Genomic DNA, 24,189 nt, shown 5'->3' with positions numbered 1-24,189 from the left:
CGCTACGACAAACGAGCCCGCCACTACCAAGCCCTGGTCACCCTCGCCTGCCTGCGACTATGGCTCCCCACCTGACATTGCGGACAGGCCCTAGGACCCGTGGACCGGGGCCGGGGCCGGGACCGGGGCCGGAACGGACCCGTCCGGCGCTCCCGCGAGCAGCCGGAGGACCGCGCGGCCGTCGGCGTCGAGCAGCCCGTCGGGCAGGCTCTCGTCATCGGTCAGCGCGCGCACCAGGTGCGCGTGCGCGGCGAACGCCGCCCGGCAGCGCTCGTGTGCCTCCGAGTCCTCCTCGGTGGCCCAGAAGCCCTCCTCGCCCGGCAGGACGGGCCGGCACAGTTCGGCGGCGAAGGACAGGAAGCCGAGCAGGGGTTCGCGCGCCGGGAGTTCCGGCTCCGCGGCGAGCCTCAGCAGGAAGGGCAGGGCCGCCAGCGTCGCCGGACCCAGCAGGAGCATGTGGCTCATCAGGACGTTGTTCAGCACGCGCTGGGCCTCGCGGCCGGCCGCCGGATCGAGCAGCGCGTACAGCAGGGCCGGCACTTCCGGGGTGCACCCGGGGAAATCCGTCCAGGGGATCTCGTCGCAGCCGCGCAGCGCGGGGTGTTCCCCCGAGTCGGGCCGCCCGGCCCGCGGGTACTGCGTCAGGAACCCCGCCACCATGGCCTCTTCGTCCGCCCCGCTCATCGTGCACATGCGCCCGCCCCCTCGTCATCCGTCACCGACCACATGATCCTCCCGCACGTCAGGGGCACCCTCACAAAGCCGGAGGCGGCCGGACTCCACCGGCCCCCGCAGGGCTGAGGCGGGGCCGTCCAACCATCGGGCGGCGTGGCGAACGGCCGCCTGCGGGGCGGGGGCGCGGTCGCTGGGCATCGTTGCACCCGGCGCGTGCGCGGCCGGCCCCGGCACGCCCGACCCGTGGGAGCCGACGAGAGAGGGACACGATGACGGACATGCGCACCGTCGGTGTGGAGGAGGAACTGCTGCTGGTCGACGCCCGGACCGGCGATCCGCTCGCGCTGTCGGCCGCGGTGATGTCGGCGGCCTCCCGCGAGGGGAACGGGAGGGACGGGCCGGCGGCGGGGGCTCTGGAGTCGGAGCTCAAGTGCGAGCAGGTGGAGTTGGCCACCCGTCCCGTCCTGCGGATGGACGAGCTGGCCGAGGAGATCGTCCGCTGGCGCGCCGAGGCCGCGCGCCACGCGGCCGGCGCGGGCGGGGCCCTCGCCGCCCTGGCCACGTCCCCGCTGCCGGTACGGCCGTCCACCACGCCCGGCGAACGGTACGGCTGGGTGAGCCGGCAGTTCGGCCTGACCGCCCGGGAACTGCTCACCTGCGGCTGCCACGTCCACGTCGCCGTGGCGTCGGACGACGAGGGCGTGGGCGTCCTCGACCGGATCCGCCCCTGGCTGCCGGTCCTGACCGCCCTCAGCGCCAATTCGCCGTTCTGGCAGGGGCAGGACAGCGCGTACGCCAGCTACCGCAGCCGCGTCTGGAACCGCCTGCCCTCCGCCGGCCCCACGGACCTCTTCGGCAGCGCGGAGCACTACCACCGGCAGGTGCGCGACATGATCGCCACCGGGGTCCTGCGCGACGCCGCCATGGTCTACTTCGACGCCCGGCTCTCCGCCGCCTACCCCACGGTCGAGATCCGCGTCGCCGACGTCTGCCTCGAACCCGGCACCCCGGTCCTGCTCGCCGCCCTGTGCCGCGCACTGGTGGAGACCGCCGCCCGCGACTGGCGCGCCGGACGCCCGCCGGCCCGCGTCGGCGTCGGCCTGCTGCGGCTCGCGGCCTGGCGGGCGGCCAGATCGGGCCTGGACGGCCCGCTGCTCGACCCGCGCACCATGAGCCCCACCGCTCCCGAGACGGTCCTCGACGCGCTGCTGGACCACGTACGGGACGCCCTCGACGACCACGGCGACCTCGACCTCGTACGCGACGGACTCACCCGGCTCCTCACCCACGGCAACGGCGCCCGCCTCCAGCGCCGCCTCCTGCGCACCACCGGAGACCTGCGCGCCATGGTCGCGGAGTGCGCCCGCCTGACGACGGCGTGCGCGGGCTAGAACCGCCCGGCACCTGCGGCGGACGGCCCGGGAGCCGCCCGGGAGCGTGCCGTGGACGGCCTAGGAGCCGCCCAGCCGGCTCGTGGCGTCGAGGCGGAGGGCCGTCTCGGCGGGGACGACCTCGCGCAGGCCGTTCTCGATGTCCCGGACGCGCTCGGCGCCGAGGACGGCGGCCCACTCCGCGCACAGTTCGTCGAACACGGCGGCCGAGCGGCGCAGGCCGGCGAGCCCAGGTGCTCGCCGCCTCCGGCGCGGTGAGCGACGGGGAGATGGCGGAGTTCCAGGCCCACGGGTACACCCGGCGCAACGCCCTCGAGGTCGTGATCGGCATCGGTGCCTACACCCTCTCGACGTTCGCCAACCGGATGACCCGTGCCGCCTGAGGGCGTGGACACCGCCGCCGACGTGGGCATGTGACCATCCCATGATTCACTCGTTTGACGGGCCGTGGCCACAACACCGCGATCCGGTTCCGAGCCCGACGGCGCCCCGCCCGCGCCCGCGACACCCGCCGCGCGCGGTGCGGTCGAACGGGCCGAGGCCGTCCTGGTCGAGCAGTACCCGCGCCTGGTGCGCCTCGCCTACCTGACCCTCCCGCCCTCCCTCGGCCGGCACACCCGCGTGCTCCTCGCGCACCGCGCCGTCCAGCACGCCCTGCCCCGCGCGGGCGGCGGCCGCGATCCCGGCACGCCGGGCGCCGCCCTGGAGGAGCTGCGGGTACGGGTCCTGCGCGCGGCCCTCGCCCCGGCGGGCGCGGCCCGGGGTCTGCTGGCCCGGACCGGCTGGCCCCCCGCGCCGCCCTTCGTGTGGGGGCTGCGGCTGTGGCCCCCGGCGGGCGGGATCGACGAGGCGGCCGGGCTCCTGGGGGCGGCGCCGGGGCCGGTCCGGGCCGCCTTCGTGCTGCACCGGCTGGACGGACTGCCCGAGGAGGACGTGACGCGGCTGCTCGGTACGGCCGGGGCGCCCGGCCCCGGGGACGCGGTGAGGGGTGCGCGGGCGGTGGCCCCCGGCGCGGCCCTGCCGGCCGCCCTGCTGAACCCCGGGTTCGACGCCACCGTGGTCAGCGCCCGCCCCACCGACCTGCTGCGGCGCCGCCGCCGGGTCCGCATCGGGTGGGCCGCCGCCGTGGCGGCGGTCCTGGCCGCCGGGGTCCTCGTCGCCGACGGGTCGCCCCCGCGGACCGAGGCGGTGCCCGCCGCGGGGGCCGTCGCCGCAGGGCTGCTCGACCCCGCGCGGCTGGCCCGCGTACCGGCCGAGGCGTGGGCGGACACCGCCCGGGTGGACTTCACCGCCTGGCCCGCCCGGGGCGGCCGCACCGCCGACCGGGCCCTGCTCACCCGAGCCCTGGGCGCCTGGGCGGCCCGGCCCGGCGGGGTCCGCACCACCGCCGCGCCCGGCACCCCGGCCGACCCGCCCGCACATCCGCCGCACCTGCTGTACGCGGGGGACGTGCCCGGGGACCCGGGGGCGACGGCCGTGGTGCTGCTGCTCGACGCCGAGGGCGACCGCGTGGCGCGCTACACCGAGCCGGCCGCGGGGCCGCGCGGAACCCGCACCCTCGACCTGGCCCGCACCGACGAGGCGGGCGTCACCACCGCCGCCGCCCTCACCCTGACCCGGGCCTCCGACGGCGCGGCCGCGCGCTACCTGCTCGCGCCCTGGATCGCCTCCGCCGGTACCCGCGACCTGCTCCGCGCCGACGACACCGCCCGGCCCCTCGCCGTCGCCGCCGACGGGGTCACCGCCCCGGTCCCCGTACCCCGGGGGAGCGGGGCCTGCGACGCCTGGCCCGTCCTCGAACTCACCTCCTCGGCCCGCATCGTGGAGAAGCACTCCTTCGTCCTCGCCGACCTGGGCGCGCTCACCCCCGTCCACCTCACCTACACCCCGCTGCCCGACGGCCCCGGCGCCGTCCCCGCCCGGCAGCCCCGCGAGGCCACCGGAGCCCCCGCCCGCGCCGCCTGGGCCACCGGCGCGTGCCGACTGCGCACCCTCGGCGGCGGCGGGGTACGGGCCGTCAACGTCTGGGACTTCGCCGACTCCGACCTCCCCGACGGCGCGGGCCGCGCCGTCTGGAGCTGCACCCGCGCCTCCGGCTGGGCCGGCCCCGGCGACGTCCTCGTCCAGCTGCGCCCGCCCTCCGGACCCCCGCAGGAGGTCGCCCGCGCCCGTTCCACCGCCGCCTGCGGCCGCTTCGGCCAGCACCTGCTGGCGGGCACCCGGTGGCGCTCCCCGGCGGGCCGCTGGTACCTGCTCGCGGCGGGCAGCCGCGAGGTCACCGCCATCACCGCGAGCGGAGCCGTCCGCACGGAGACCGCCGGCCGCAGCCTCGTCGCCCCCGCCGGACCGGAGGGCGCCCCCGTGTCCCTGACGGCCCGTCTGGCGAGCGGAGCCCGCATCACCGCCCTCGACGGCGGGCCGGGCGGCCGCGACTGAGCCCCGGCCGAACCCGTCCTCCTCCGCGCCCGGCCGCATGCCACAATCCGTCGCATGCCCATTCGATTTCCCCGGCCCCTGCGCCCCGGTGACCGCATCGGCGTCACCTCCCCGTCGAGCGGGGTCGCCCAAGAGCACCGCCCGCGCCTCGACCTCGCCCTCCGCGACCTCGAGGACCGGGGGTACGAGGTCGTCGTCGGCCGGTGCATGGACGGCGCCGGGCACATCAGCGCCCCGGCCGCCGACCGGGCCGGCGAGCTGACGTCGATGCTGACCGACCCCGCGATCCGGGCCGTCGTGCCGCCCTGGGGCGGAGAGGCCGCGATCGACCTGCTGCCGCTGCTCGACTGGGACCGGCTGCGGGAGGCCGAGCCGACCTGGCTCGTCGGATACTCCGACACGTCGACCCTGCTGACGCCGCTGACCCTGCTGACGGGCACGGCCACCGTCCACGGGACCAACCTCATGGACACGCCCTACCGCGTGCCCCAAGGCCTGCGCTCCTGGCTCGACGTCGTCGAGGCACCCCGGGGGAGCGGCTTCACCCAGACCCCGCCCGGCCTCCACCGGGCCCCCGGCTTCGACGACTTCACGTCCTTCCCCGGGATACGCGAGCACACCCTCGACCGCGCGGGTGCCTGGACCCGGCTCGACGGGACCGGCGACGTGGTCGCGGAGGGACGGCTGATCGGCGGCTGCGTCGAAACCCTCTGCAACCTCACGGGCACCCCCTACCTCGACGTCGCGGCCTTCGCCGGCGGTGAGGCGCCCGATGGGCTCCTCGTGTACGTGGAGGCCGCCGGCGACGACGCGTTCACCATCTGCCGCAACCTGCACGGCATGCGGCTCGCCGGATTCTTCGACCGGGCGAACGCGGTGCTCGTCGGCCGCACCCACGCGCCCGGCAACCGCTCCCTCAGCCAGCACGAGGCCGTGATGGACGCGCTGGGCCCGCTCGGCGTGCCCGTCATCGCCGACGTCGAATGCGGCCACGTCGCGCCCCACATGCCCCTCGTCAACGGGGCGCACGGCCGCGTCGTCCACACCCCCGGCCGGAGCGAACTCACCCAGACCCTGCGCTGACGGACGTCAACGCCCCCGCGGCGACCGCGACTCCAGCAGCTCCCCGGCGCGCTCCAGCAGCAGCGGCATCAGGCTCTCCCGCCACTTGTCGAGGCAGACCGATCCGTTGGACATGCCGCCGTTCGGCCGGGCGTACCGCTCCAGGTACACGGACGACGCCGCGCTCTCGTAGAGGTCCTGCCCGACGAGCTCGCGGAACGCCGCCCGCAGCCGGCGGGCCGCGGCGTCGGCCGAATCCGGGAGGTCCGTCCCGGACAGCTCGTCGCGCAGCGCCCGCCAGAGGTGGGGGTCACCCCGCAGGCCCCACTGACGGGGTTCGGGCTCGAAGAGCACGGACATCCGGGGAAGCGGCACGTCCCGGGGCGCCCCGGCGGCGACGGAGGCCAGGGCCGCCCCCGCCGCACAGCCCACGAGAAGCCCCACCCCGTGGTTGTTGGCGAGGAGGCACAGGACGAGACCGGAGGCGGGGACGAGGAGGGCCGCCCGCCGCGGCGCACCGGCGCCGCGCACCGCGTACCAGGCGGCGAGCGCGCCCACGAGCCCGCAGACCGCCACCGAGTCGCCGCCCCCGCGCGGGCTCCACCCCGCCATGCTCACCGCCTGCGCCGCGACCCCGCTCACCGCGAAGACCAGCGCCGTCCACCAGGGCCCGAACCGCCGCTCGGCCACGGGCGCGACCGCCGCGAGCGCGGCCAGGTTGATCAGCAGCTGGCCCCACCCCGACGACTGCACCCCCAGCGCCGTCACGGCCCGCCACCACGCACCCCCGGGCTCCCGCGCGAGCGCGCCGACCATCCCGGGTACGAGGCTCTGCGCCACACCGAGCACCACCATGACGGCCACCAGCCCCGCGGCAACCACCGGAACGGGCCGCCGCCACGCCCGCAGCACCGCCACCGGAGGAGGCACGTCCCCGCCGTCCCGCGCGGCGAGCGCGGCGAGGACCCCGATCCCCGGCCCGACGACGGCCACCGCGCACCCGTAGAGCGACAAACTGTGCATGTCCATGATCAAACCCTGCCAGACGCCCCGCCCCCACCGGCAGGGGCTCTCCCCGCCGCCGAGAGCGCCGTGCCGCACGCCGGGCACCGGGCCGGCCCGTAAATCGGTTCCGTGCCCGTGCCCCCGAACCTAGAGTGCCGCCGTGGAGATCACCTACGAGCCTTTCGAGCCGGCGCACGCGGAGCGGCTGGCCGCCTTCCTCTCCGGGGACACCTGGCCGTTCCACGGCGCGGACGTCGTCGGTGAGGCCGAGGCCCGCCGGTGGGTCGCGGAGGGCCGCTACGACGGCCCGGACAACCGTGCGTTCTGGATCACCGTCGCCGGTGAACGGGCCGGGCTCATCCGGCTGATGGACCTGTGCGACCCCACGCCGCTGTTCGATCTGCGCATCCGCGCCGGGTACCGGGGGCGGGGCCTCGGGGGAGCGGCCGTGGTCTGGCTGACCGGGTACGTGTTCACCGGGTTCCCGGACGTCCGGCGGATCGAGGGCACCACCCGGCAGGACAACGCGGCGATGCGCCGCGCCTTCCGGCGCGGGGGCTACGTGAAGGAAGCACACCACCGGGGCGCCTGGCCCTCGTCCGACGGGCGGCTCCACGACGCCGTGGGGTACGCGGTCCTGCGCGACGACTGGATCTCCGGCACCACGACGCCCGCCGACTGGGACGACGAGCCCGGTGCCGGGGACCGATGAGGTCTGGCCACCGGACGGATTCAGCCGATGGTGATCGATTGATATAGCGTGCGCACGTCAATCAGACAGACGTAACGCGTGATCATCGAGGGATTCCCGTATGACCTACCCGCCGCAGCAGGGCCCCGGCCCCTACGGCCAGCCCGGACCCTACCCCCAGCCCGGCCCCTACGCCCAGCAGCCGCAGGGGTACCCGCCGCCCCAGCCCGGGTACGCGTACCCGCCGCCGCAGGCGCAGCCGCCGTACGGCGGGGCGCCGCAGCAGCCCGTGTACCCGAACCAGCCGCACCCGCAGATGCAGCCGCAGCCGCACCCGCAGATGCAGCCGCCCCCGCAGCAGTGGGCCGCGCCCCCGGCGCCTCCCGCCCGGAGCGGGGGCGTCGGGCCGATGAAGATCCTCAAGGGCATCGGCATCGTGCTCGTCCTCATCGCCTGCGCCGTGGGCTACTTCCTGAGCCAGGACGACGCCGATCACGCCGAGGTCGGCGACTGCCTGAAGAACAACGGCACCTCGGCGGCCACCCTGGACCTCCAGGTGGTCGACTGCGGTACCACCGGGGCCACCTACAAGGTCGTCGACGTCATCTCCGGCACGCTGGACACCAACCGCTGCCAGGGCAAGTCCGACATGGGCTACTACGAGCAGACCAGGGGCTCCCGCCGCCACTCCGGCAAGCAGTTCGTGCTCTGCCTCAACCAGATCAAGAAGTAGGCGGTTCGCCGCCCCGCGGGGGTTCGCGCCGGTCATCCGACCCGGCGCGGCCCCCGTCCGCCGTTCACGGCGCGGGTTCGCCCGTCCGCCAGGAGGCCATCTGCTCGCGGAACTTGGGGCAGACCACGATGTCCTCCTCCCCGCACCTGAGGGCGTGCGTCATCAACTGGTGCGCGTGTTCGAGGTCGACCATCCGCTGCTCGATCTCGCCGATCTTGGTGCGGATCATCGCCTCCCTGAGCGGCTGCTCCCGCTGGAACTCCTTGATCTCGGCCAGCGTCAGCCCGGCCTGCTGGCAGGTCCGCAGCACCGTGATCCGTTCCGCGGCCTCCGGCGGATACCGCCGCTGGCCGCCCACCCGCTCGGGCGCGGGCAGCAGCCCGTGGCGCTCCCAGTAGCGGATGGCCGAAGCCGGCACCCCGGTGAGCTCGGCGAGCCGGCCGATCGTCATCCGCGCGCTGCTCCGCATCCCCGCCGCTCCTCCTCGGTCGCCTTGTCTTGACTTGAACCTTAGTTCAAGTTGAAGAGTGGTCGGCAGGAGGGCGGCGGCGAACGGACCGCCGGCCGCAGGAGAGCGGGAGGTTCCCCATGGGGGAGACGTACGCGCGGGCCGAGCGGGCCGGGCAGCTGGTGGAGGCCGCGGAGGCGCTGTTCGCGGCCGGGGTGATGTCCCACTCCGGACACGCCAACCTGAGCGCCAGGTTCGACGGCGGTGAGCGCTTCCTGCTGACGCCGGGGTTCGTCCGAGGCCTGCGGCCCGAGCAGCTGGCGACCGTGGGCTTCGACGGCCGGGTCCTCGACGGTGAACTCCGCTCCGTCAGCGCCGAGATCACCGCCATGCACACCGCCGTGTACGCGGCCAGGCCCCACGTGGGCGCGATCATCCACACCCATTCGCCCTCCGCGACCGCCTTCGCGCTGGCGCACCGGCCGCTGCCCTGCCGCACGGAGCCCATGCTGCGCTTCGGGCAGGCCGAGGAGGTCCCGGTGGTCCCCTGGGGGCCGCGCGGATCGGACGTCTCCGTCCGCGGCATCGCCGAGGTGCTGGAGCGCCGCCCTACGACGGCCGCGGTCCTGCTGGCCAACCACGGCCTCCTGGTGTTCGGCCCGGATCCGGCGGCCACCGCCCACCTCCTGGTGGCGATCGAGGAGAGCGCCGAGGCGGAGCTCGCCGCCGCCGCGATCGGCGGGGCCGTGGACTTCCCCCCGGGCGCCCGGGAGGCCGTGCGCGCCTCGATCGCGCGGGTCGCGTCATGACGGACGACACCCTCACCGCCCGTACGGAGGCGGTGCGCGACCGCTACCGCTCCACCCTGGGCACCGTCCCCGGCGGCGTACAGGACCGGCTGCGGCTGGCCGGGGAGTTCGGCCGGCTGCCGACGGAGGAGGCGCTCGCGGAGCTGCGCCACATCGTGCTGACCGGCAATCCGCTGGGCGACCGGGTGCAGCAGCTCGTCCACTTCGGGCAGCTGCTGGCCCTCGGCCGGGCGCACCCCGCACGGATCCACGCCCGCGGCGCGCTCCACGCCGGAGCCGGGATCGCCGACCTGATCGGCGTCGCCGAGACCGCGCTCATCACGGCGGGCGTCCCCGCGTACGCGCTCGGCACCGAGATCATCGCCGAACTCCTGCCGGAACGGGGCGCGGACGCGCACGGGGAGGGGGAGCCGGCCCGGCTCTGAGGCCGGGGCGGTCATGCCGGGCGCCGGGGACCTCAACCGGACGTGCCCGGCACCGGCCCCGGCCCCAGCCCCGGCACCGCGCCGATCCGGTCACCCTGGACGGTCCGCGCGCGCCCCCCGGCACCACCGCCACCAGCACACCCGGGAGGGGCGGTGCCCGCCACCTGCGGGCTCCGATATCCGAACCAACTGTCCGTATCCCGATCCCCGACATGCGGCCACCCTTCGAATCTGAAAGCCTCGATCCCGCCGGACCACCACAACGGTCCTCGGAGTCATCCAACGCCTTCGATCTGAAAGGGATGTGATCATGCGTCACCGCCTGGCCGCCGTCTCCGCCGCCACCCTCCTCTGCCTCGGCGCAGCCGCGGGCGCGGCGCAGGCCGCGCCCGCGAGCCCGTCCGCCCCCTCCGCCATGGTCCTCACCATCACCCGGGGCGGCGACGCGGCCACGGGAACCGTCCTGCGGGCCGCCGTCCTCAGCTGCGCCTACACCGCCGAGGGCACGCACCCCGACCCCAGGGCCGCGTGCGACGCCGCGAACGCCGCCGGCGGCCGGTTCGACCAGCTGCTCGCCGCCCCCGCCGCGGGCCGCGCCTGCCCGCACCACCTCGACCCCGTCACGGTCACGGCGGACGGCAGCTGGCAGGGCGGACGGGTCGCCTGGAAGCACACCTTCGCCAACGCGTGCGTGATGTCCGCGACCCTGAACGGCAACCCGCTCTTCGCCTTCTGAGCCCCCTCGCGGTTGACCGGTTCCGCTGATGCGCGGCGGCGTCCTGCGGTAGAAGTACCGCATGATGCCCGTAGAGGAAGCCCAGGACGAACTCAAGCACCTGCTGAGCCGTTGTGAACGCTGGTTATGCGACGAGGACGGACCGCGCGACCTCCTCGACGACCCGGCCGGCCTGACCGGCGACGCCGCCCGCATCGAGGCCCTGCGCACCCGCGTCCTGTCCTCCATGCTCAACGTGGCCCTGCTCGGACGACAGTCGTCCGGCAAGAGCTTCCTGATCAGCGGCCTCCAGGGCGGCCTGGAGTACATCCCCATCACCGACGAGGACGGGATGCCGTCGGCGGAGTTCCTCGGGGTCCTGCCGTCGTCGGCGCGCCCGACCACCGCGTGCCCGTGCACGGTCATCCCCGTCGGGGACGAGCCCGCCGAGGCCGCGACGGGCCGGGCGCGGCTGCGCGCCAGGTTCGCCGGCGGCCGGGTGGACGACATCGGCACGGACCTGCCGCCCGCCGTGGTCTCCGCGTACGGGGCGGTGGACGGCGACATCACCAACCGCCGCCGCGAGCACATGAACCTCCGCGTCGAATCGATCGAGGTGCTCCTCTCCGACGCCCGCCTGCCGGTCAAACTCTTCGACCTGCCCGGCTCGGAGTCCCCGATCGAGGAACACGAGATCATCATGCGGGAGGCGTGGGCCAAGGCCGACTGCTTCATCTACGTGAGCCACGCGACCTCGGCCCTCACCGCCAACGAACTCCAGCTCATCCGCGACCTCTACGCCCACCACATGCAGAGCAACGCGAACAAGAAGGTGCTGTGGGTCCTCAGCGGGATCGACCTGGCCACCCAGCGGGAGCAGGGCCAGGCCGCCTGGAAGAGCGTGCTGGCCACGAACAACGCCTACCTGCGCACCCACTTCGGTTCCCCCGGCGGGCAGTTCATCGGCGAGGGCTTCCTGCCGGTCTCCGCCGCCTGGGAGGCCGAGGGAGAGTTCAAGAAGGCCCAGGACGAGGACGGTGAGACCCTGGGCCGGCTCAGCGGCATGGAGACCCTGCGCGACCACCTCCGGAACCTGATGGAGTCCGGCGCCGGCCACGCGCACCTGCGCCAGGTCGCGGACGAGGCGCGCTGGCTGGTGCGGCGCCGCCAGCGGCAGCTCGCCGACATGCTCGACACCCACCAGCTGGCCGTGGAGGACCTGGAGGCCCAGATGGGCAGCCTGCGCAACCGGATCGCGGGCGCCGAGAACTCCCTGGAACACATCCGGACCGAACTCGGCCGCGAACTGCAGCGCCGGATCCGCTCGGCACGCGGCCCGTTCGGCGGCCTGGCCGACCTGCTGCACCAGCAGCTCGACCCGCTGATCGAACGCGGCAACCTGAGCGCCGAGCACGCCAACGAGGTCGACGTGCTCCAAGTCCAGCTGTTCAGCCGGTGGATGACCTCGCCCGACGGGCCGGCCACCCTCTGGGAACGCGAACTGCGGGCCTTCGACACGAGCGCCCGGCAGCTGCTGCGCGCGGACCTCGGAGTGGACACGGGCTCCCAGCTGGTGGCCCCGGAACCGCTCGACACGAGCTACTTCCCGATGCAGACGGACGGCCGCCAGCCCCTGACGGCCTACGGGGTCGTCCAGGCCGCGGCGAACACCCTGGGCGTCGCCAGCCCGCTCGCGGCCGGGGCCGTATGGCTGACCACCAGCCTCAGCCTTGCCACCATCGCGGTCCCGGCGGGCGCCGCCGTGCTGGCGGCCATCGCCATCGCCAAGGTCACGGACCTCCTCAAGGACCGCGAGACCCAGGTCCAAAGGGCGCGCCAGGAACGCAAGGACATGATCGACGAACACGTGAAACAGGCCCGCAACGCCTTCGAGCGGGTCACCCAGAGCCAGGGCCGGCTGCTGATCGACGCGGTCGAGCAGCACCACGCCGGGCACCAGGCCCGCCTGAAGTCGACGCTGGCCCAGATCATGGAGCGCATAAACGCCGAGGACACCGTCCGCAGCCGCGCCGTCATCGACCGCCTCACCCCGGTCAACCAGGCGGGCCAGGCCCTCGTCACCGAACTCCAGGACCTGCGCGACGCCCTCGGCAACGACCTCACCGTCCGCTGAACCGGCCGCCCCGGCCCATGCGCCGGCACCGGCACCGGAGTGGCGCGGCGGGCCGGCGGCGGCGTGACTCGTGCGGGGGCGGCGTCCGCTGCCCAGGGCCTGTCGTCAAACTTCCGACGGAGCCCAGGCCACCGTCCCCTCCACGGGCCTCAACACCCCCACCGGCCTGGCCCTCGCCCCGCACGCGGACCGGCTGCCGTGACCCGTGACCGCACGCCGCCGGGTTCCGCGGGCCGCCGGGGAAGCCGGGAGGGATCCGCCCCTACCTGAGGCGGACCGCCGAGATCAGCCCGCCGATCCGTTCCCCGCCGCCCCGCGGCGGGGTGCCGGCCGGGCGGCCGTACGCGGCGGCGCGTTCGCGCAGGGTGTGGCTCTCGGCCCGCCAGCCGTGACCGGCGAGCCAGCCCAGCGGGTCGTCCGGCATCTCCGAGACCCACATCGAAGCCGCCGATCCCGGCGCGGCGTCCGCGCCGAAGCGGTCGATCACGCCGCGCGGGCCCAGCGTCAGCCCCATCCGGCTTCCCGCCGCCGACCGCGCCCCGATCCGGGCCAGCAGCAGTTCCACCGCGTCCTGGGGCAGATAGATCAGCAGGCCTTCGGCGATCCACACGGTCGGTACGGCCGGGTCGTGCCCGGCGGCGGTCAGCGCGCCCGGCCAGTCCTCGCGCAGATCCACCGCGACGGTGATCCGCTCGCACCGCGCCACGGCCCGCTCGCGGCGCAGCACCGAGGCCTTGAAGTCCAGCGGTTCGGCGGTGTCGACCTCGAACAGCCGGGTGCCCTCGGGCCAGTCCATCCGGAACGCCCGGCCGTCCATCCCGGCGCCGAGCAGCACGACCTGACGGATCCCGGAGGCGGAGGCCTGCCGCAACAGGTCGTCGAGGAACCTCGTCCTGATGACGATGGAGAACGACACGGCCGCCCGGCGGCGGCGCGCCGCCTCGTCGCCGGGCGGCGGCGAGGAGGGCCACAGGCCGCCGGCGGCGGCGAAGGCCCGTGCCAGCGGGTCGTGGAACAGCGCGTCCTTCCGTGCGGACTCCAGCGCCCGCACCCGGGCCACCCCCACCGCCGTGGCCCACACCCCCGACGGCCGCACCCGCTCGCCCTCATCAGTCACCGCGCCAGCCTAGAGGGGGTCGCGCTACTGCGGGATGCCGCCCCGGTAACTGCTGCGGCACTCGTCGATCTCGTCCCTGGTGTGGGTGTTCAGGTAGTCCCGGCCCGCCTGCTTCTTCTCGCGGAGGGAGACGTTCGGGTCGGAGATCAGGTTGATGAGCGCCGCACAGTCCCCGCTCGGCTGGGCCGGGACGGCCCCGGCCGACGCGGCGGCGGGGAGTACGGCGACGACCGCCGCGACGAGCGCGGCGAAGGCGAGTCGTCCCTTCATCGGTCTGTCCTCTCCGGACGGCGGAGCGCGCCACCGTGCTCGCGCTCCTCGATCGGGCGGATCCCGCGCAGGGGTCACTGCGAACGTAACCCCCGGGAACGGGATCCGCATGCGGGCCGGCGGCCGCCGGGGTGTTCCTAGGGCACGAGGACGATCTTGCCCTGGACCCGTCCCGTCTCGCTGAGGTCGTGCGCGGTGGCGGCCTCGGTGAGCGGGAGGGTCTGCGAGATCGTGGGGCGTACGCCGTGTTCGTCGACGAGTTCGGCGAAGGCGGTCAGCACGGCGGGAGTCGGCTCCAGGAAGAACTCCACGAACCGTACGCCGAGTTCGGCGGCGCGGGCCGTGACCTCGGTGCGGTCCACCCCCACGCCGACCACGTCGACGAGGATGCCGCCGGGCTTGAGGGTGGGCAGGGAGCGCGGCCCGTAGTCGTTGCTGACGGTGTCCAGCACGGCGTCGATGTCGCGCAGGGCCGAGAAGTCCTCCACCGTGTAGTCGATCAGCTCGTCGGCGCCGAGCCCGCGCAGGTACGCGTGCTTGGCGGCGCGCGCCGTGCCGATGACGTACGCGCCCCGGGCCTTGGCGATCTGGACGCCGAGGTGCCCGACCCCGCCGGCGGCGCCGTGGATCAGCACCCGCTGGCCGGGCCGGACGTCGGAGAGGGCGATCAGGGCCTGGTAGGCGGTGAAGCCCGAGATCGGCAGGGCGGCGGCGCCGACGTGGTCCAGGGTGCGCGGCTTGGGCGCGATCCGGTCCTCGGTGACCACCACGTGGTCGGCGTGGCTGCCGTGCGGCGGGACGGTCCAGCCGTAGACCTCCTCGCCGGCCGTGAAGCGGGTCACGCCCTCCCCGATGCCCTCCACGGTGCCGCTGAACTCGTGCCCGAGCACGTACGGCGGCGGACCGAAGAAGTCGACCTTGCCGATGCGGACCTTCCAGTCCGCGGGGTTCATCCCGGTGGCCCGCACCCGGACCAGGACCTCGCCGGGTCCCGGCGAGGGGAGGGGTATCTCGGCGAGTTCCAGCACGTCGGAACCGCCGATGGCCTGCTGTGTGATCACTCGTGTCGTCGTCATGCGGCTCATTCTGAGGACGATGATCATGGGAGGGAAGCGAGTTCGCCGCGAGCCGATGATTTCGCGGCCCCGCGAGGGTCTGCCCTTGCGACGGAACGACCCACTCCGAGACTCCCGGGGAGCACACCATGGGCCTCATCCACATCGAACTGTTCGCGACCCTCGACCTGGTCGGGCAGGCGCCCGGCGGCCCCGACGAGGACCCTGAGGGGTTCCCGTTCGGCGGCTGGCAGGCCCCCCTGCTCCACGAGGTCACCGGGGCGCAGATCCTCGCCGCGTACGAGGACACGGACGCCCTCCTGCTCGGCCGGCGGACCTACGAGCTCTTCGCCGCCTACTGGCCGCACCAGAAGGGCGGCCCGGACAACCAGATCGCCGACCTCTTCAACCGGGTCCCGAAGTACGTCGCCTCGCGCGGGACCCCGGACCTGCCCTGGGCCGGATCGACGCGGCTGGGCCCGGACCTGGCGGCGGCGGTCCGTGAGATCCGTGACCGGCACGAGCACGTGAAGGTCGTCGGGAGCCTGGACCTCGTACAGAGCCTGCTGCGCGAGAGGCTCTTCGACCGCCTCGACCTGTGGGTGCACCCGATCACCCTCGGCGTCGGGAAGAAGGTCTTCGACGGTGGCGCGGTCCCCACCAACGTCACCCTCCTGGAACCCCCGGTGGCCAGCCCGAACGGCACCGTCTACCTCCGCTACGGCCGCGCGGACGGCACGCCGGCCACCGGCGACATGAGCGCCCCCGACCGAGGCCTGGCGAACGGGGGCTGAAGCCGCCCCGAACCGCCGCTCACGCCGCCGGAAGGGCGGGACCTCCCTCGCTCAGGCGGCCGGGGCCGCGGGGACGGCCGGGCCGGGGAGCGGAGGGCCGGAGGGGAGGGAGCCGGTGACGGCGGGAGGGGGGAACACCGGGTCCACCGTCAGCGGCAGGGCCCCGAGCGGCTCGGACAGGGCCCGCAGGGCGGGCGCGGAGAGCCGGATCCACGGCTGTTCGGCGCCGAGTACGGCGGCCAGCCGGTCCGGGGCGGTGAAGGCGACCGCGGTGCGTGCGCCCAGCGGGGTGCGGAACATGCGTACCACCACCTCCGCTCTTCCCGGCCGGACCGGGACGTAGAGGAGTCCGGCCGGGACCCGTTCCTCGGGCTCGGGATCGTCGTCGTACGGGAACACGCACATGGGCCCTCCTGGGGAGCCTCGACGGAAGATCGCGCACCGGGGCGCGGGGAGGCGGCCCGGAGCGGCACGCGAAAGCTATCCCCGCGGCGGAGCCCCCGTGACCCGCTCCCGCCGGGAACCCGACAAGGGCGGGAGGGCGGCGAGGCCGTGGGGGGACCGGCCGGCAGGCCCGACCCCCGCCTCCGGCGGAATCACCCGGATGAATGACCGGGTGCGGGCATTCGGAAGCCGGCCGGGCCGCCGGGCGGCCGCGCGGCGGGACGGACGGCCGCGCGGCGGGACCGGCGGACGGGCGGAGGGTCAGGCCGGAAGGGTGTCGGCCAGGCCCGCGCCGAGGAGGCGGAAGGCCCGGTCGGCGGCGGCGACGGCCTCGGGGTAGACCTCGTCGGCCGGGCGGCCCGCCTGTACCTGCTCGCTGTTGCGGTCGGCCAGGGTGCGCAGCACGGTGACGATCTGCACGGCGGCGAGGCGTGCGGTGAGCTCGTCGGCGCCGGCCTCCTCCAGTGCCTCCGAGAGGGCCGCGATGCCGCGCCCGGCGTAGCGCAGCAGCCGCTCGCTGAGGCTCGCCGTCGTGCTGAGCAGCCGGGCGAAGGCCACGGCCTCGGGGTCGGAGGTGAGGCCGGTGTTCGGATCCCGCCGGGCCAGGGCGTCGAGTTCGTGCGCGTGCAGGGCGTCCAGGGGGCTCGTGCCGGCCGGGCGGCCGCGGACCACGCGGGCGGACTCGTCCTCGTGGTCGGCGAACACGTGCAGGACGAGGTCCTCCTTGGTCGGGAAGTAGGTGAACAGCGTCCGCTTGGAGACCTCGGCCGCGTCGGCGATCTCCATGATCGACACCTCGTCGAAGCCGCGGCTCAGGAACAGGCGCAGGGCCGCTTCGTAGATCGTCTGCCGGGTGCGCTGCTTCTTGCGTTCCCGCAGCCCGAGTTGTTCAGCCATGCGCACACGATAGCAATCGGGGTACCGAGGAGAAAGTTGCACCTGGTATAGTTCTCTACCAAGTGAGGGAATCTTCCGAGGAGGCTCCATGAACGCGCAGGTCAACGACGTCGCCGACGCGTCCGACGTCACCGATGTCATCGTGGTGGGGGCCGGCGGGGCCGGGCTCACCCTCGCCACCGAGCTGGCGCTGGCCGGCGTGCCCGCCGTCGTGCTGGACCGGCTGCCCGGCCGCAACCTCCAGTCCCGCGCCGGAGCGATCCAGCCACGGACCGCCGAGATGCTCGCCCTGCGCGGTCTGCTGGACGACGCCCTCGGACGGTCGATCGACTACGAGCTCGTCGGCGGACACTTCGCCGGACTTCCCGTCCCGCTGGACTACACGGCGTGGGACACCCGCTACCCGCACCCCGTCCTGCTCCCGCAGGACCAGCTGGAGGCGGTGCTGGAGGACCGGCTCGCCAAGCTCGGCGGCCGGGTGCTCAGGGAGCACCGGCTGACCGGCCTCCGGCAGGACGCCGACGGCGTCACGGTCACGGTGGGCACGCCGGACGGGGCCGAGCGGTCGCTGCGGGGCCGCTACCTGGTCGCGTGCGACGGCGCCCACAGCAGCGTGCGCAAGATCGTCGGGGCTGCGTTCCCCGGCCAGGCCGCCACCGCCCGCATGGCCACCGCCGACCTGGTGCTCACCGGCGAGATCGACGACAGCACCGGCGGACACATCAGCTCGCGGATCCACACCTCGCCCGAGGGCCACTTCGCCATGATCACGCCGCTGGCGGGCGGGCTGCACAAGCTCATCTTCAGCGGCCCCCGGACCATGGAGGCCGAGCGCGACGCCCCCGTGACGGAGGAGGAGGTCCGCGAGGTGCTGCGCGCCACCCACGGCGGGGCGCTCGACGTCGCCGAGATCCGCTACTCCTCCCGGTTCAGCAACGCCAGCAGGCAGCTGGAGCACTACCGGTACGGCCGGGTGTTCTTCGCCGGGGACTCCGCCCACATCCACTCCCCGGCCGGCGGCCAGGGGCTCAACCTCGGCGTCCAGGACGCGTTCAACCTCGGCTGGAAGCTCGCCGCCGTCCTGCGCGGCGAGGTCGGCGAGGGACTGCTGGACACCTACGAGTCCGAGCGGCACCCCGTGGCCGCCCGGGTGCTCGCCCTCACCCGGGCGCAGGGCGTCGTCATGGGGCCGCAGCGCGACGGCGGGCTCGCCGAGCTCCGCGACGTGCTCACCGACCTGCTCCGCCAGCCCGACGCCAACCGGTACATGGCCGGGGTGATGGCGGGGCTCGACCTCCGCCTCCCGTCGCCCGACGCGGCCGCCCATCCGCTGCTGGGCCTGCGCATGCCCGACCTCGACCTCGTCGTCGACGCCGGGGACGGCGGCGAGGGGAAGCGGGTCCGGTTCAGCGAGCTGACCCGCGACGGGCGCGGTGTCCTGCTCCTCCTCGGCGAGGCCCCGCCGGCCGCCGCGCTGCCCTGGGGCGACCGGGTCACCCGGGTGCGGGCCCGGGCGGAATCCGGTGCGGCCGGGGCCGAGGCGATACTCGTCCGCCCCGACGGGTACGTCTGCTGGGCCGGGGGCGCGGGTCTCACCGAGACCCTCACCCGCTGGTTCGGCCCGGCCGCCTAGGCCGTCTCCTCCGTCGGGCATTGCGACTCGGGCCGGGTCCGGCAGGGGCGGCCCGGGCCCCGGCCCCGTGCGGGGGCCGGAGCCGTCGGTGCCGGCCCGCCGTCACACGCCGTCGGCGCGGTGGGTCGGGCGTCCGTCCGAGACCGTGAGCAGCACCGGGAGCGCGGGCAGCTCCTCGGCGGGGGTGGTGAGCGGGTCGGCGGCGAAGACCGTGAGGTCCGCGCGGAATCCGGGGGCGAGGCGCCCGGCCTCGTGCTCGGCGCCCTCCGCGTAGGCGGCGGCCGTGGTCATGCCGCGCAGCGCCTCCAGGGCCGTCAGCGCCTGCCCGGGACCGTGGGGCGCGAGCGTCAGGTCCCGGCTCGGCCGGCGGTGGCGGGCCCCGGCCATCACGCCCAGCGGCGGGAACGGCGCGATCGGCCAGTCCGAGCCGAGGACCACCGTGGCCCCGGCGTCCCACAGGTCACGGCAGCGCCAGGCCCGCGAGGCCCGCTCCTCGCCCAGCCGGCGCGACCAGTTGTCGCTGTGGTCGGCGCGGGTGAAGTCGCAGCAGTGGGTGGGCTGCATCGACGCGATGACCCCCAGGGCGGCGAAGCGGCGCAGGGTGTCGTCCGGGACGGTCTCGATGTGTTCCACCCGGTGGCGCACCCCGGCCGGCCCGCCGCCGGCCCGCGCCTTCTCGACGGAGTCGAGCACGTGCCGTACGGCCGCGTCGCCGATCGCGTGCGTGGCGGTGGGCACGCCCGCGCGGTGCAGCCGGGCGATGACGTCGGTGTAGGCGTCCGGGTCCGGCCAGAAGGAGCGGGTGGACTCGCCGTGCCCGTCGGGGTGTTCCAGCCACGCCGTGCCGTTGTCGATCGTCCCGTCCATGAACAGCTTCACGCCCGCGACCCGCCACAGGGCGCCGCCGGTGCCCTGCAGGCCGATGAGGCCGCGCACCCCTTCGGCGTCGGTGCCCGGCTGGCACCAGGGCGCCACCCGCAGCCGCAGCGGGAGTTCCCCGGCCGCGTCGAGTTCCGCGTACAGCTCCAGGCTCTCGCCGTTGGCGTCCATGGCGTGGCCGCCGGTCAGACCGGCGGCGGCCATGGCCCGCAGGGCCGCGGCGAGCCGCTGACGGCGCTGCTCGCGGGTGGGCCGGGGGGCGACCCGTTCGACGAGTTCGCAGGCGGCGTCCTCCTGGAGCAGCCCCGTCGGGCGGCCGTCGGCGTCGCAGACCACTTCGGCGGAGGCCTGGCCGAAGGTGCGCGGGCCGTCGACGCCGGCCAGTTCGAGGGCACGGCGGCTGGCCAGCGCCGAGTGCGCGTCGAAGAGCAGCAGGAAAGCCGGCACCCCCTCCAGTACGGAGTCGAAGGGCGCGGTCCCCACCGGCCGGTCCCCGAAGACGTTGGGGTCCAGGCCCCAGCCGGACAGCCACTCGCCGGGCGCGAGGGAGCGCACCCGGGCGGCCAGCTCCCGCCGTACGTCGTCCAGGCCGGTGCAGCCCGACAGGTCGAGGCCGTGGGTGAGTTCGGCGCCGGACACCGGGTGCAGGTGGCCGTCGGTGAGGCCGGGGGTGACCACGGCCCCCTTGAGGTCGACGACCGTGGTCGCCGGCCCGGCGAGGGCCCGGACCTCGCGGTCGTCGCCCAGGGCGAGGATCCGGCCGTCCTCCCCGGCGGCGAGCGCGGTCTGCGGGAGGAAGAGTCCGGTGGCGGGGTCGAGCAGGCGGGCGGAGAGCAGGACGAGACGGGCGCGCACGGCGACTCCTTGGGGGTGGGGGAGGTCAGGCGGGAGTGGGTGTGGCGGGCGGCTCGCGGTCGGGGGCCGGGCCGTCGGGGAGGTCCAGGGCGCCCGGAGGCAGCCCGAGCCCCTGCTCCGCCGTCGTGACGGCCATCCGGGCGACCGCCTCGGGATGCCCGGTGGTGTCGGTGTTGGCGTGCGCCCCGAGTCCGTCGAGGACGACGAGGATCTGGACGGTGGTGACGAACGGATCCGGCGTACGGAACTCCGCGCGCTCGACCCCCTCGCGGATCAGCCCCTCCAGGCGCCCGCGCCAGGCGGCCTCCTGCTCCGCGACCCGGTCTCGCAGGACGGGCCGGTAGCGGCTGAGGTGGCGGGCGTTGATCCAGAGGCGGCTGATGGCGTCGTAGGCGTCCCCCGCCGTGTGGGCGAGGAACCGGGCCAGGCGCAGGGTGGCGGTCTCGGCGCCGGCGGCCTCGGGGACGAGGCGCTCCAGTTCGGCGCTCGCGGCGCTGCCGAACGCCTCCGCCACCAGATCCTCCACGGAGGGGAAGTAGTGGCTGATCAGACCGGGCCGGACGGTGAGCTCCTCGGCGATCCGGCGGAGCGTGACGCACTCCAGGCCCTCGGTCAGCGCGACCTGGGTCGCGGCCGCGACGATCTCCGCCCGACGGGCGTCGGGGGACTTGCGAACTCGTTTGCGCTGGACGCTTGACGACATACCGGCGATGCTATTGAGTGTGCGACCAATAAGCAAGCAGGTGGGATACGCACGCACACCGGAGCACCGCATGGCATCCACGAACCCCGACCCGCACCCCCTCCCGGGCACCGCGCCCGCACCGGCCCGACAGGCGTCGGCCCCGGCCCCGGCTCCGTCCCGACAGGCTCCGGCTCCAGCCCCGGAGCGTTCAGGCCTCATCGAAGCCCACGGCATCGACCTCATCCCCGAATCAGAGCGCCACGGCCGCCCCCGCGACCTGTTCGCCGTCTGGGCGGCGGCGAACGTCAACTACCTCAGCCTCGTGATCGGCGGCGCGCTGGTCCTCATGGGCCTGAGCCTGGGGCAGGCCCTCGCCGTGCTCGTCGCCGGCAACCTCTTCTGGCTGCTCACCGGGCTCCTCGCCACCTCCGGACCGGCCGCGGGCGCCCCCAGCGAGGTGATCACCCGGGCGCTGTACGGGGTCCTCGGGAACCGCGTCAACAACGCGGTCGGCGGCTGGCTGGTCTCCGTCTGCTACTTCGCCCTCAACCTGGCCGCCGCCGCGACCGCCGCCTTCGCCCTCGTCGAGCGGGCGGGCCTGACGGCGGGCACCGGGGTCAAGGTGGCCGTGATCCTGCTGATCGCCGTCCTCACGCTCGCCATCAGCGTCTACGGCCACGCCATGATCATGAGGCTGTACCTTCCGATCACCCTGGTCCTCACCGCGGCCTTCGCCGTCGTCGCCGTCGCGGTGGCCCGTCACGCCGACCTCTCCTACCACCCGGCGCGGCCGCTCACCGGCACCGCCCTGTGGGCCGCCCTGATCGCCGGCACCACCATGACCGCCTCGGGCCCGCTGTCCTACACCACCAGCGCCGACTTCTCCCGCTACCTGCCCCGGACCGCGTCCCGGCGGGCCGTCACCGGCTGGACCGCCCTCGGGGCCTTCCTGCCCAGCCTGCTGGTCTCCTCCCTGGGCGCGCTCGCCGCGACGGCCGTCGACATGACGGACCCGCAGACCGCCCTCCAGGGGATCCTGCCGGGCTGGTTCACCCCGGTCTTCCTGCTGGCCCTGGTGCTCGGCACCATCGCCGCCAACGCCCTCACCGCCTACAGCGCGGGCCTCGCGCTCCAGGCCGTCGGCCTGCGGATCCGCCGCTCCGTCAGCGTGCTCTTCGACGGGACCGCGGCCGTCGCCCTCACCCTCTACGGGCTGCTCGTCTCCCGCTTCCTCGACACGGTCAGCAACGCCCTCCAGGTGATCGTCGTCCTGATCGGCCCGCTGATGGCCGTCTACGCCACCGACGTCCTGCTGCGGCGCGGACGCTACGACGGCGCGGCGCTCTGCGACGAGAGCCCGGGCGGCCCCTTCTGGTACACGGGGGGCTTCAACCCGGCCGGCGCCCTCGCCCTCCTCGCCGGGGTCGCGGCGGCCGCCCTCTGCGTGGACACCCTCTACACCGGCCCGGTCGCCGAGGCCCTCGGCGGCCTCGACCTCTCACTCCCGGCGGGCATGCTCGTCTCCGCCGCCCTCTACGCGCTCCTGATGCGCACCGACGAGGGCGTCCGCGCCGCCCGTGGCGGGTACTGAGCCCCGCGCGCCGGCCGCGTCACCAGTCCATCGGAGCCGCTCGGTAGGGCTGCGGATCGGTGACCCAGCCGGACGCGAGGACCAGGCCGGAGGCCTGGTGCACGGTGAGGAAGCCGAAGGGCCGCTCGAAGCGGGCGTGCACCTCCGTGTTCACGTACCGCGGCTCGGGCGTGGCCGCGCTGCCCTCGCCCATCTCGACGGCGGTGACCACCGCGGCCTCGAAACCCCGGTCGGTGAAGGCCGCGGTGGCGGACTGCCGGGCCCGGGCGACGGCGAGCTCCTTGCCGGCGATCCCGGGGAAGTGCCCCGCGGCCCGGCCGGTCGCCGAACGCAGCCCGAACACCTCGGCGCAGGCCGTCAGATCATGGCCGGCGGTGACGTCGAAGGCCACGGTGTCCACGTGGAGCCTCGGCCGTGCGGGGTACCAGTTGCGGACCCGGCTCACGCTCAGGCCGGGACCCGCCTCACCCGGCGGCAGCACGTCGCCGGTCACGAGCTCCCGCCGCCCGGCGAGGAGGTCCACGCCCGCGGCGAGCACCCGGCCCGCCGCCGTGTCCGGCTCCCCGAGGAGCAGATGGACGTCGATGCCCCGGTCGCCCACGACGCGCAGGCGGGTCACATGGCCGTCCGGGGTGTCGGCGACACCGACCCGGTGGAGCAGGCGCGTGGTGCGGGACAGACCGGCCAGCCGCCGGCCGTCCCAGGGGCCCGTGCCGGGGTAGGCGGATCCGGCGGTGAAGGGGCGCACCCACCGGGTCGCCAGCGCGAGCGCACTCGCCAGCAGCAACCGGGTGTCCCGGCCGGGGTCGGCGGGCATCTGCGGGACGCGCCCGCCGGTGCGCTCGGCCGCCCAGGCGTCGAGGGCCCGCCGGTCGACGGCGCGCCAGCCGGTCAGCTTCCGGTGGGTGTGCGGCCCCAGCTTCCCGGCCCACTCCTCGCGCACCTTCAGCCGCCGGTGGGTCCACAGCCCCAGCGCGGCGTCGACGCCCCGCAGCCCGTCCAGCGCCGCCAGGAACTCCCGTGCCCGGTCGGCCGCCTGCTCGGCCGGCAGTCCGACGGCCTCCGCCAGCTCGGTGCGCGCGGGTCCGGCGGCGGCGTCGGCGAGGAACGCGAGCAGCGGCCACACCCCGGCGGCGGAGAAGACCGTACCGTTGCGCGCGGAGCCCTCTGACCGGGCGTCCCCCGCGGCCACGGCCGCCCACCGCGCGGTCAGCGCGTTGACCGCGCCGACCGTCTCGTCGACCGTCCCCCGCGTCCACGCCGTCGTCACCGGCACTCGTTCCCCTGTTACTCGTGTTACCCGTGCTCGCCCCTCCGTGGCGCCGGGCCGGCGCCGTCCCGCCCCGGGCGGGGATGCTCCTATAGACGTCAAGCCGCTGGAGTGAGGTCGGTTTGAGTGATTCGTTCGGTCGGTGCGGTGGTCAGAGCGTGGTAGACCTCGCGGG

At 75.1% G+C, this 24,189-nt stretch carries 24 protein-coding genes and 1 pseudogene; 13 read left to right on the top strand and 12 right to left on the bottom strand.

The window, feature by feature from the left end:
- Positions 1–90 precede the first annotated feature (90 nt).
- On the bottom strand, positions 91–693 hold the full coding sequence (locus AB0O29_RS26345; protein WP_365155749.1) for a hypothetical protein: 603 nt from the start codon (positions 691–693) through the stop codon (positions 91–93).
- Positions 694–953: 260 nt separating this feature from the next.
- Here AB0O29_RS26345 and AB0O29_RS26340 point away from each other — a divergent pair, with 260 nt between their 5' ends.
- Positions 954–2,066 carry a glutamate--cysteine ligase gene (locus tag AB0O29_RS26340; RefSeq protein WP_365155746.1) on the top strand — a complete coding sequence of 371 codons (1,113 nt, stop codon included), beginning with the start codon at positions 954–956 and terminating at the stop codon, positions 2,064–2,066.
- A 60-nt stretch (positions 2,067–2,126) separates the two neighbouring features.
- Here the strand turns inward: AB0O29_RS26340 and AB0O29_RS26335 are convergent, their stop codons facing one another.
- On the bottom strand, positions 2,127–2,267 hold the full coding sequence (locus tag AB0O29_RS26335; protein WP_365155744.1) for a hypothetical protein: 141 nt from the start codon (positions 2,265–2,267) through the stop codon (positions 2,127–2,129).
- Positions 2,268–2,299: 32 nt separating this feature from the next.
- Here AB0O29_RS26335 and AB0O29_RS26330 point away from each other — a divergent pair.
- The 3 genes and pseudogenes from AB0O29_RS26330 to AB0O29_RS26320 all read left to right on the top strand — a co-directional run.
- Positions 2,300–2,449: pseudogene (locus AB0O29_RS26330) on the top strand (carboxymuconolactone decarboxylase); the annotation flags it as partial.
- Between the two features lie 64 nt (positions 2,450–2,513).
- A complete protein-coding gene (locus AB0O29_RS26325) occupies positions 2,514–4,502 on the top strand; it encodes a hypothetical protein (protein ID WP_365155741.1) in 1,989 nt (662 codons plus the stop codon).
- A gap of 54 nt (positions 4,503–4,556) precedes the next feature.
- A complete protein-coding gene (locus AB0O29_RS26320) occupies positions 4,557–5,585 on the top strand; it encodes a S66 peptidase family protein (RefSeq protein WP_365155738.1) in 1,029 nt (342 codons plus the stop codon).
- 6 nt (positions 5,586–5,591) lie between these two features.
- On the opposite strand, the gene AB0O29_RS26315 is transcribed toward AB0O29_RS26320, so the two are convergent.
- Entirely contained in the window at positions 5,592–6,587 is a 996-nt protein-coding gene (locus AB0O29_RS26315; protein WP_365155736.1) for a rhomboid family intramembrane serine protease, read from the bottom strand.
- Positions 6,588–6,729: 142 nt separating this feature from the next.
- Here AB0O29_RS26315 and AB0O29_RS26310 point away from each other — a divergent pair, with 142 nt between their 5' ends.
- Positions 6,730–7,281: a GNAT family N-acetyltransferase gene (locus AB0O29_RS26310; protein ID WP_365155733.1), complete on the top strand. Its 552-nt coding sequence runs from the start codon at positions 6,730–6,732 to the stop codon at positions 7,279–7,281.
- A 100-nt stretch (positions 7,282–7,381) separates the two neighbouring features.
- Positions 7,382–7,993, top strand: a complete 612-nt coding sequence (locus tag AB0O29_RS26305; RefSeq protein ID WP_365155730.1) for a hypothetical protein — start codon at positions 7,382–7,384, stop codon at positions 7,991–7,993.
- Positions 7,994–8,057: 64 nt separating this feature from the next.
- Here the strand turns inward: AB0O29_RS26305 and AB0O29_RS26300 are convergent, their stop codons facing one another.
- The gene (locus AB0O29_RS26300; protein WP_365155727.1) at positions 8,058–8,462 is read right to left on the bottom strand and encodes a MerR family transcriptional regulator; all 405 of its coding nucleotides are present in this window, start codon (positions 8,460–8,462) and stop codon (positions 8,058–8,060) included.
- Between the two features lie 119 nt (positions 8,463–8,581).
- Between AB0O29_RS26300 and AB0O29_RS26295 the strand changes: the two genes are divergently transcribed.
- The 4 genes from AB0O29_RS26295 (at position 8,582) to AB0O29_RS26280 (ending at position 12,524) form a co-directional block, all read left to right on the top strand.
- Entirely contained in the window at positions 8,582–9,250 is a 669-nt protein-coding gene (locus AB0O29_RS26295) for a class II aldolase/adducin family protein (RefSeq protein WP_365155724.1), read from the top strand.
- Positions 9,247–9,675 carry a carboxymuconolactone decarboxylase family protein gene (locus tag AB0O29_RS26290; RefSeq protein WP_365155721.1) on the top strand — a complete coding sequence of 143 codons (429 nt, stop codon included), beginning with the start codon at positions 9,247–9,249 and terminating at the stop codon, positions 9,673–9,675. The genes AB0O29_RS26295 and AB0O29_RS26290 overlap by 4 nt, the downstream gene beginning before the upstream one ends.
- Before the next feature lie 310 nt (positions 9,676–9,985).
- On the top strand, positions 9,986–10,411 hold the full coding sequence (locus AB0O29_RS26285) for an SSI family serine proteinase inhibitor (RefSeq protein ID WP_365155718.1): 426 nt from the start codon (positions 9,986–9,988) through the stop codon (positions 10,409–10,411).
- Positions 10,412–10,472: 61 nt separating this feature from the next.
- A complete protein-coding gene (locus AB0O29_RS26280) occupies positions 10,473–12,524 on the top strand; it encodes a dynamin family protein (RefSeq protein WP_365155715.1) in 2,052 nt (683 codons plus the stop codon).
- A gap of 262 nt (positions 12,525–12,786) precedes the next feature.
- Here AB0O29_RS26280 and AB0O29_RS26275 read toward each other — a convergent pair whose 3' ends face one another.
- From AB0O29_RS26275 to AB0O29_RS26265, 3 genes are all read right to left on the bottom strand, one after another.
- Entirely contained in the window at positions 12,787–13,605 is an 819-nt protein-coding gene (locus AB0O29_RS26275) for a class I SAM-dependent methyltransferase (RefSeq protein WP_365155751.1), read from the bottom strand.
- A gap of 60 nt (positions 13,606–13,665) precedes the next feature.
- Positions 13,666–13,911 (bottom strand): hypothetical protein, encoded by a 246-nt coding sequence (locus AB0O29_RS26270; RefSeq protein ID WP_365155713.1) that lies wholly within the window; start codon positions 13,909–13,911, stop codon positions 13,666–13,668.
- 137 nt (positions 13,912–14,048) lie between these two features.
- The gene (locus tag AB0O29_RS26265) at positions 14,049–14,987 is read right to left on the bottom strand and encodes an NADP-dependent oxidoreductase (protein WP_365155710.1); all 939 of its coding nucleotides are present in this window, start codon (positions 14,985–14,987) and stop codon (positions 14,049–14,051) included.
- Between the two features lie 128 nt (positions 14,988–15,115).
- Between AB0O29_RS26265 and AB0O29_RS26260 the strand changes: the two genes are divergently transcribed.
- A complete protein-coding gene (locus AB0O29_RS26260; RefSeq protein WP_365155707.1) occupies positions 15,116–15,760 on the top strand; it encodes a dihydrofolate reductase family protein in 645 nt (214 codons plus the stop codon).
- A 51-nt stretch (positions 15,761–15,811) separates the two neighbouring features.
- On the opposite strand, the gene AB0O29_RS26255 is transcribed toward AB0O29_RS26260, so the two are convergent.
- Both AB0O29_RS26255 and AB0O29_RS26250 read right to left on the bottom strand, forming a co-directional pair.
- The gene (locus AB0O29_RS26255) at positions 15,812–16,165 is read right to left on the bottom strand and encodes an SAV_915 family protein (protein WP_365155704.1); all 354 of its coding nucleotides are present in this window, start codon (positions 16,163–16,165) and stop codon (positions 15,812–15,814) included.
- 300 nt (positions 16,166–16,465) lie between these two features.
- A complete protein-coding gene (locus AB0O29_RS26250) occupies positions 16,466–17,101 on the bottom strand; it encodes a TetR family transcriptional regulator (protein ID WP_365155701.1) in 636 nt (211 codons plus the stop codon).
- An 88-nt stretch (positions 17,102–17,189) separates the two neighbouring features.
- Between AB0O29_RS26250 and AB0O29_RS26245 the strand changes: the two genes are divergently transcribed.
- A complete protein-coding gene (locus AB0O29_RS26245) occupies positions 17,190–18,734 on the top strand; it encodes an FAD-dependent monooxygenase (RefSeq protein ID WP_365155699.1) in 1,545 nt (514 codons plus the stop codon).
- Positions 18,735–18,836: 102 nt separating this feature from the next.
- Here the strand turns inward: AB0O29_RS26245 and AB0O29_RS26240 are convergent, their stop codons facing one another.
- Positions 18,837–20,468 carry an amidohydrolase gene (locus AB0O29_RS26240; RefSeq protein ID WP_365155696.1) on the bottom strand — a complete coding sequence of 544 codons (1,632 nt, stop codon included), beginning with the start codon at positions 20,466–20,468 and terminating at the stop codon, positions 18,837–18,839.
- A gap of 25 nt (positions 20,469–20,493) precedes the next feature.
- Positions 20,494–21,171 carry a TetR family transcriptional regulator C-terminal domain-containing protein gene (locus tag AB0O29_RS26235; RefSeq protein WP_365155693.1) on the bottom strand — a complete coding sequence of 226 codons (678 nt, stop codon included), beginning with the start codon at positions 21,169–21,171 and terminating at the stop codon, positions 20,494–20,496.
- Between the two features lie 70 nt (positions 21,172–21,241).
- On the opposite strand from AB0O29_RS26235, the gene AB0O29_RS26230 reads away from it, so the two are divergent.
- Positions 21,242–22,744: a cytosine permease gene (locus tag AB0O29_RS26230; RefSeq protein ID WP_365155690.1), complete on the top strand. Its 1,503-nt coding sequence runs from the start codon at positions 21,242–21,244 to the stop codon at positions 22,742–22,744.
- A 19-nt stretch (positions 22,745–22,763) separates the two neighbouring features.
- Here AB0O29_RS26230 and AB0O29_RS26225 read toward each other — a convergent pair whose 3' ends face one another.
- Positions 22,764–24,014: a serpin family protein gene (locus AB0O29_RS26225; RefSeq protein ID WP_365155687.1), complete on the bottom strand. Its 1,251-nt coding sequence runs from the start codon at positions 24,012–24,014 to the stop codon at positions 22,764–22,766.
- Positions 24,015–24,189 lie beyond the last annotated feature (175 nt).

Source organism: Streptomyces sp. NPDC089915, from assembly GCF_040684675.1.
In the GTDB taxonomy this organism is placed as follows: Bacteria; Actinomycetota; Actinomycetes; order Streptomycetales; family Streptomycetaceae; genus Streptomyces.
This window is presented reverse-complemented; position numbering and strand designations above follow the sequence as displayed.

What these genes read in the sequence shown, in the direction of transcription:
- AB0O29_RS26305 (WP_365155730.1), top strand. Translation starts at nt 7,382, where the DNA reads ATGACCTACCCGCCGCAGCAGGGCCCCGGCCCCTACGGCCAGCCCGGA.
- AB0O29_RS26300 (WP_365155727.1), bottom strand. Translation starts at nt 8,462, where the DNA reads ATGCGGAGCAGCGCGCGGATGACGATCGGCCGGCTCGCCGAGCTCACC.
- AB0O29_RS26320 (WP_365155738.1), top strand. Translation starts at nt 4,557, where the DNA reads ATGCCCATTCGATTTCCCCGGCCCCTGCGCCCCGGTGACCGCATCGGC.
- AB0O29_RS26285 (WP_365155718.1), top strand. Translation starts at nt 9,986, where the DNA reads ATGCGTCACCGCCTGGCCGCCGTCTCCGCCGCCACCCTCCTCTGCCTC.
- AB0O29_RS26280 (WP_365155715.1), top strand. Translation starts at nt 10,473, where the DNA reads ATGATGCCCGTAGAGGAAGCCCAGGACGAACTCAAGCACCTGCTGAGC.
- AB0O29_RS26295 (WP_365155724.1), top strand. Translation starts at nt 8,582, where the DNA reads ATGGGGGAGACGTACGCGCGGGCCGAGCGGGCCGGGCAGCTGGTGGAG.
- AB0O29_RS26235 (WP_365155693.1), bottom strand. Translation starts at nt 21,171, where the DNA reads ATGTCGTCAAGCGTCCAGCGCAAACGAGTTCGCAAGTCCCCCGACGCC.
- AB0O29_RS26265 (WP_365155710.1), bottom strand. Translation starts at nt 14,987, where the DNA reads ATGACGACGACACGAGTGATCACACAGCAGGCCATCGGCGGTTCCGAC.
- AB0O29_RS26290 (WP_365155721.1), top strand. Translation starts at nt 9,247, where the DNA reads ATGACGGACGACACCCTCACCGCCCGTACGGAGGCGGTGCGCGACCGC.
- AB0O29_RS26260 (WP_365155707.1), top strand. Translation starts at nt 15,116, where the DNA reads ATGGGCCTCATCCACATCGAACTGTTCGCGACCCTCGACCTGGTCGGG.
- AB0O29_RS26315 (WP_365155736.1), bottom strand. Translation starts at nt 6,587, where the DNA reads ATGCACAGTTTGTCGCTCTACGGGTGCGCGGTGGCCGTCGTCGGGCCG.
- AB0O29_RS26250 (WP_365155701.1), bottom strand. Translation starts at nt 17,101, where the DNA reads ATGGCTGAACAACTCGGGCTGCGGGAACGCAAGAAGCAGCGCACCCGG.
- AB0O29_RS26230 (WP_365155690.1), top strand. Translation starts at nt 21,242, where the DNA reads ATGGCATCCACGAACCCCGACCCGCACCCCCTCCCGGGCACCGCGCCC.
- AB0O29_RS26270 (WP_365155713.1), bottom strand. Translation starts at nt 13,911, where the DNA reads ATGAAGGGACGACTCGCCTTCGCCGCGCTCGTCGCGGCGGTCGTCGCC.
- AB0O29_RS26255 (WP_365155704.1), bottom strand. Translation starts at nt 16,165, where the DNA reads ATGTGCGTGTTCCCGTACGACGACGATCCCGAGCCCGAGGAACGGGTC.
- AB0O29_RS26345 (WP_365155749.1), bottom strand. Translation starts at nt 693, where the DNA reads ATGTGCACGATGAGCGGGGCGGACGAAGAGGCCATGGTGGCGGGGTTC.
- AB0O29_RS26340 (WP_365155746.1), top strand. Translation starts at nt 954, where the DNA reads ATGCGCACCGTCGGTGTGGAGGAGGAACTGCTGCTGGTCGACGCCCGG.
- AB0O29_RS26245 (WP_365155699.1), top strand. Translation starts at nt 17,190, where the DNA reads ATGAACGCGCAGGTCAACGACGTCGCCGACGCGTCCGACGTCACCGAT.